Consider the following 6,081-nt stretch of genomic DNA (forward strand, 5'->3'; position numbering starts at 1 on the left):
TTTTTTTGTTTGATTTTAAAATATCACGCTAGAACAGACAATGAGATTCCAATTCCATTTACAATACCATGAATGATAATCGCTGGAATAATAGAGCCTGTCTTCTCATACACCCAGCAAAAAACCAGGCCAGAAGCAAAGTTTACAGGCAGCGTATTATACGTAGGGATATGAACGATCATGAAAATGAACGAGCTGAAAATCATTGCTTTTCTAATACCCCATCTTCTGAACCACGTATACAAAAAACCCCGGTAAAAAATCTCTTCATAAATAGGGGAAACAACTGCTGCTGATAAAAAGCCTATCAGAAATGTAAAGGGTGTAAGGTCAGATTTTAGACTGTCTGTTTTAGCATTATTTGTTCCTATTGAAAGCACATCCATTACTATGACAAGGGCAATACTTATGAAAATGAGAAGGATCGTCCATAGCAATATCGTTTTCCACATATTTTTTCTAAGTGGATTAAGACCAACTGCATGCCAACCTAACTGATTTGGTTTTAATGCGATCCAATACACACCTGTTGTAAAAACGATCGCCATGAAAAAACCAGTTAACGTCCCCGCGTATAAAGTGTTATCTAACAAATGTATCAACTGATCGTATAGGATGTTCTCCAAAAGAATGGGTACACCAACTAAACAAAGACTTAATAATAGTATAAGTTCACGAATGTTCCATTTTCTCTCTGTTGTAACGTTCATCTTATTGTTCCTCCTGATTAACTTGTTATAATATGTTAATTGTAAGCGGTGACGTAACGTAACCTGCAAGAGAAAAAGGAGAAAAAATAATGAACCTATTTTCAACAGGAGAGGTTTCAAAGCAATATGGCGTTTCCGTAAGGACTCTGCGGTATTATGACCAAATTGGTCTACTTTTACCGAGTATAAAGAGTGATAGCGGCACAAGAATGTATACGAAGGAAGATCTTCAACTATTAGAAAAGATTACACTCTTGAAATCTTTGTCTCTACCTTTAACAGAAATTAAAAAAATAATAGGTGAAGTAACGATAAAAGATATTCTTGTAGCTCAGAAAAAAGATGTTCAGACTCAGCTGAATCAGCTTCAATCAGCGTCTGAAAAAATAAATACACTCCTACATATCCTAGAGCTTCAGGGAGAGTTGGATTGGGAGCATATCCTTTCCCTCGTTCAAGCAAATGAAGATACAAAGATCGCTGAGAGAAATCAAACCTGGGAAAAGTTCTTCTCTGATAATGAGAGACAGATGCTTCAAACCTCCCTCCCAAAACTTGAGGATGCAAGTACAGCAAAATGGGTGAACATCATAAAACGAATAGAGATCTGTTTGCAAAACAAAAGAGAACCATCGTCCGACGATGGTCAATTGATCGCTTCAGATGTATTACTCTTATCGCATGAAATGTTTCAGGGAGACACCGAGTTAGAGGAAAAATTCTGGACCGCTAGAAAATCAGAAACTTCATCACAATCATTGAATTTATATCCTGTTAGCAGCGAAGTCTTAGAATTTTTGGATAGAGCTATAATCAGTTATCAAACGAATAACCTATGACCAAAGTTTTATAAAAATGTAAAACTTTGGTTTAATAACTTGTGGATAAAGGGTATCAAGAAATAGACTCCAAAATTATCCATGAGGTGAAAGAAAATATGAAAAAGTTATTGGTGATGGTAGTAGCGCTAAGTGTAATCGTTTTAGGTGGTTGTAACATGTTGATCGAAGATGATTTTAATACGTATTTGGATGATCGCAATAAACTTATAAAGAAAGATATGGAATTATCTAAAAAAGTGGAAACTGACTTTGAAAAAATGTTACAAGACCCTACTGCGAAAGAAGAACTAGAGAACACAATTGCCGATTATGAAGCATTGGCAAAAGAAGCTGAAGGAATAAGCTTGAATGAATTAGACGATTTAAAGAAATCACAAGATCTTTTTGTGAAAAATATAAAGACTAGAGCAGAAGCAATGAAATTAAGTTTAACTGCAATAGAAGAACAAGATGTAGAATTAGATGAAAAGTCGTATACAATGCTTGAGGAAGCAGAAAAAATGAGCGAAAAAAGTCAGAGTGAATTAGAGAAGTTTGCGGAAGACAACAACTTTACATTAGAAGAAACAGATTTAAAATAATTGGGTTTGAGGAGCTGAACATACTCAGCTCTTTTTTAATTCTGTAATAAATTCTGGAAATAAAAAAGGTATTACAGGTAGACTAGAGAATGTGTAGGGTGGTCTTGATGGATTGTAAGGTAAGGTTAAGTTAAGGGGCTGTAGTAATGAACGTTCATATAATGTTTGGAGAATCTTCGGCTGGCGCGATGAAAAGGATGCTAAGTAAGGAAAAAAGCCAGGAACATGTAATCGGATTTCCTGATTCGTTTGCTATAGGACCTATTCATGAACTGGAAACTGAAAAGGGCACCGAACGCCGGATTCAATGGTTCAAAGACAATTTGTCAATTGGTGACATGGCAGAATATTATTCAAACGAATATGAATCTAGTTTTAGGCAAGCACTTCAGGAAATTGGTAATATTCCTAAAGATGTGCCAATTACAATCTGGACAGCTGACAATGCGCCTGAACAAACGGGTTTGAGATTTGTGATGAAGTTACTAGAAGATCGAGAAAACAATATCCTTGTGGTTAATACCAATGAATATTTTAACAAATATTGCAAACCCCCTGATGTCTTCTATACATCACTGCACTCGAATGAAGTTTCTCCAGATCATCTCAAAATCATTTTAGAGAAAACGGATAGTTACGATCCTCTCTCATTGGATGGTAAGAAAAAATTTGTTGAAGAATGGAAGACTTTGAGTGCATCAGAAGAAGTCTTAAGACTTTGGGAAGACAAGTCAATAAAAAGCGTTAGTGTTGATCATTTAGATGCTTTCATCATTCATTCCGCAAGACGTTTGGAGTGGAAGTATGGAGAAGACTATATGGATTGCTCACGTCTCGTCGGTGATATAATAGGCCATCTTGAACAATATGTGGGTGATGCGTTTATCTTTAACCGAATTCATTTTTTGATCGAGCAAGGAAAACTTGAATATGAAGGTACATTAGGCAACATGAGGAAATTAAGAGTGAAGCTTGCCAAAAAGGATCTTACATAAGAAACGGAGAGAATAGTTGATGAATCAAATTGTGGAAACAAATGTTAAACTAACAGGAGACAATATCTATATTAGGTTATTGATCGTTGAGGATGCAGAGGATATGGTGAACCTTCAATTAGAGAACCGGGAGTTCTTTAGTCAGTTTGCTATGGAACGCAGCGATGATTTTTACTCCCTTGAAAATCAGCAAAAACGTATTCAAATGTTAGTAGAGAATGCAAAACAAGATTTAGATTACTATTTTGGTATTTTTACAAAAGATGGAGAGATTTTGATCGGAACAATCAATTTGTTCGCCGTGATGCGCGGATCAATTCAAAGTGCGTTTGTCGGTTACTTTTTAGATGAAAAGCACAATGGAAAAGGCTATACGACAGAAGCTGTACGTTTGATCGTAAAATACGCATTTGATGAACTTAAACTTCATCGAGTAGAAGCGGGTGTGATGCCGCATAACATTGGTTCTATTCGAGTGTTAGAAAAAGCTGGTTTTGAGAAAGAAGGACTAGCACGTAAAAACGTGAAGATTAATGGAAAGTGGGAAGACCATCAACAAATGGCTATCATCAATCCTGCTGATTGATGAAGAGAAGGCTGGTTGTGCTTTTACTTATGATGAGTTTAGCTGGCTGCAACGAGAATGAAAAGCTGATCCGTGTTGATTATCAACTAAGTGAGATGCGAACGGGTGATGATGGAATCATAACAGATGAGGATCAAGTGAAATCAATTGGTGCACAATTAGAAAGAGTGAATTGGGAAAATGCAAAAGTGGAGATAGCAAGAAAAGAAGATTTGACGTTAACCCTTTTCTATCTGTATGATCCGAACATGCCTGAGAGATTGGAAGAATATAAAATTTGGTTTCATGATTATAGGGTTGCGGAAATCGTGGATTTAAATGAACATAAGTACGGGAAGCTGAGTAGAATTGATGCTGAAATGTTGCTGAATGCGGTCAAGTGATGAGGGAGTCTAGCTGATAGGTTCTAGTCCTGCGGGATGTGCCAGTGTATGGAAGATTTAGTGAGTTGAGCAGGTAGTAAGCTTGCATACTTGTTGATAAATGTAAAAAATCTTTACATTCTTTATTTGTTATATCCGTTGAAATGATAAGAGCGTAATCCCTCAGTGCTCCAACATGTGCAGTCTTAGAGGTATGAAAACAGGCTGCGCACTCCCAGTTAGCATTTATCCGATTCATTTGTGTGTTACATTTGGAGCAAAGCACCCCTGTTATCAACTCACTTTTATCAATTCCATAATAGCTTAGGATATCGGGATTATATGGTTCGTTTAACTTCATCAATAATCTTTTGATCTTTTTCCTTTCTTTCATCAAAAGCACATCCTTTTTATAATGAGCATTGAATTCTTCATACTTACTAAGTAACATCGGGCTTTTAATTACTAACTTTAATGCATTTTTATATGTCTCTGAACTATCTACAAAAGTTCGTGGATTAGTAATAACAACTAACGTTTCAATGGGGATCCTGGGGATCTTGTGCTGTTCTAGCACCTGAGTTAAATGGAAAGATTGTCTTTTTACTTGTTGAATAGGGTCTTCAAATATTTCTCTTCCTTTACTAGAAATCCGAATGAGTTGTCCATATTTATCATCAAAGAACAAATCTCCTATATAGTTTTTTATCTCTAACAGAATTATAAATTTTGAAGTTATAATAAGTGTATCAACCTGAAAGAAGAATTCCATATGCTTAATTCGAATGTTATGGATAATATCGGCCTCTTGTTTTGGCAGATATCGATAAAAATACTGTAGGGACTTTTCACCGTTATGCCCAGCAATATATTTTGCCAGATTTCCTTCCAATTTCGAACGTTCTGGATGACAGCTTTGCAATCTGTTAATGACTGCACCGAGTTTTTGTATGACGTAGGGGGTAAGCGGTTGTTTTTTTATAGAAAGACCTCCTTTCAACTTATGGACTTAATATAGGATGCATGATCTGGTGCTGCAAAAAAGCATTTTCTGAATAACCGAAGCACAAAATATCAAGAATCAAATAATTTCTTAGGAGAATCACATAAAAATTGACACTCATCACATAAAAAATAGGGATTATCACATAAAAAATGGCATACATCACATAATTTTATTATTCAGAGCTCCTAGTACTTTCTAAGGAACTATCCCCACCGCCGGTAATGTAGTATAATTCAAATTACTGCTTGAAATAAGCACAAGAACGGTCATGGAGTGATAAGAATGAGTAAAGCAAAAGGCAAGAAAAGCGGCGTTGGGCAAGGAACGGGGAAAAAGGGATGGAACCGTTGGAAATCCAGCAGTAAGAAAAAAGGTCCAAAGCCTTATGTGAGTAAAGGTAAGAATAAACCAGAGAACCAAAGTGGAACAGAAAACAATTAATAAAAATAGAACAGCCAAAAGCTGTGAATGAGCCATCTACTACTAAAGTTAGGTGGTTTTTATTTTGGAATAAATCACTCAAATCTACCATAAGATGAACTATTCATTGGTAAATGGGAGGGACAAGCTTTGGCTACACAAAATACGAATTACACCATTTCAGAAGATTTGATCATAAAATACAACAAGCTTAACGAGAAGAAAAAAGAGGTTGAGAAAGAATTAGATGAACTAAAAAAAGTCTTTCATATTTATTTTGATCACTTAGTTGGTCAAAATGAGAAAGGCGAAGTTACAGTAAACAACTTCAAGCTCCAGCGCCAGATCCGAAAATCTGAAAAGCTTCATGAAGAAAAGACAGTGAGTCGCCTTACTGAATTAAATATGACAGATCTCATTCTTCATGTACCAAAACCGGATGAAGAAAAAGTAAAGTCTGCCATTATGCTAGGGTTATTAAGTGAAGGTGATTTGGAAGGATGCTTGATTAAGAGTGCTTCACAAGCGATTGTTGTTAAAACGCTTAAAGCATAAAAGGGAAAAAGCAGCTCCCAAAAG

At 35.9% G+C, this 6,081-nt stretch carries 9 protein-coding genes; 7 read left to right on the top strand and 2 right to left on the bottom strand.

The window, feature by feature from the left end; genetic code table 11:
- Positions 1–23 precede the first annotated feature (23 nt).
- Positions 24–710, bottom strand: a complete 687-nt coding sequence (locus tag HU823_RS13065; RefSeq protein WP_197222343.1) for a CPBP family intramembrane glutamic endopeptidase — start codon at positions 708–710, stop codon at positions 24–26.
- A gap of 89 nt (positions 711–799) precedes the next feature.
- On the opposite strand from HU823_RS13065, the gene HU823_RS13070 reads away from it, so the two are divergent.
- The 5 genes from HU823_RS13070 to HU823_RS13090 all read left to right on the top strand — a co-directional run bounded on the left by HU823_RS13070 (position 800) and on the right by HU823_RS13090 (position 4,097).
- Complete coding sequence (locus HU823_RS13070; RefSeq protein WP_197222344.1) at positions 800–1,549, top strand: MerR family transcriptional regulator; 750 nt, start codon at positions 800–802, stop codon at positions 1,547–1,549.
- A 98-nt stretch (positions 1,550–1,647) separates the two neighbouring features.
- Positions 1,648–2,133, top strand: a complete 486-nt coding sequence (locus HU823_RS13075) for a hypothetical protein (protein ID WP_144701636.1) — start codon at positions 1,648–1,650, stop codon at positions 2,131–2,133.
- A gap of 146 nt (positions 2,134–2,279) precedes the next feature.
- Positions 2,280–3,128 (top strand): DUF1835 domain-containing protein, encoded by an 849-nt coding sequence (locus HU823_RS13080; RefSeq protein WP_197222345.1) that lies wholly within the window; start codon positions 2,280–2,282, stop codon positions 3,126–3,128.
- A gap of 19 nt (positions 3,129–3,147) precedes the next feature.
- Positions 3,148–3,714: a GNAT family N-acetyltransferase gene (locus tag HU823_RS13085; protein ID WP_197222346.1), complete on the top strand. Its 567-nt coding sequence runs from the start codon at positions 3,148–3,150 to the stop codon at positions 3,712–3,714.
- Between the two features lie 17 nt (positions 3,715–3,731).
- Positions 3,732–4,097, top strand: a complete 366-nt coding sequence (locus tag HU823_RS13090) for a hypothetical protein (protein WP_197222347.1) — start codon at positions 3,732–3,734, stop codon at positions 4,095–4,097.
- Here HU823_RS13090 and HU823_RS13095 read toward each other — a convergent pair.
- Positions 4,090–5,076 (bottom strand): nuclease-related domain-containing protein, encoded by a 987-nt coding sequence (locus HU823_RS13095; protein ID WP_197222348.1) that lies wholly within the window; start codon positions 5,074–5,076, stop codon positions 4,090–4,092. The two genes, HU823_RS13090 and HU823_RS13095, sit on opposite strands and share 8 nt — an antisense overlap.
- A gap of 288 nt (positions 5,077–5,364) precedes the next feature.
- Between HU823_RS13095 and HU823_RS13100 the strand changes: the two genes are divergently transcribed.
- Both HU823_RS13100 and HU823_RS13105 read left to right on the top strand, forming a co-directional pair.
- Positions 5,365–5,523, top strand: coding sequence for a DUF3934 family protein (locus tag HU823_RS13100; protein WP_144701624.1), 159 nt, complete (start codon positions 5,365–5,367; stop codon positions 5,521–5,523).
- A 129-nt stretch (positions 5,524–5,652) separates the two neighbouring features.
- A complete protein-coding gene (locus HU823_RS13105) occupies positions 5,653–6,057 on the top strand; it encodes a hypothetical protein (protein ID WP_186320565.1) in 405 nt (134 codons plus the stop codon).
- Positions 6,058–6,081: the final 24 nt, after the last annotated feature.

Origin of the sequence: Fictibacillus sp. 18YEL24, assembly GCF_015903855.1 — a bacterium.
In the GTDB taxonomy this organism is placed as follows: Bacteria; Bacillota; Bacilli; order Bacillales; family Fictibacillaceae; genus Fictibacillus; species Fictibacillus phosphorivorans_C.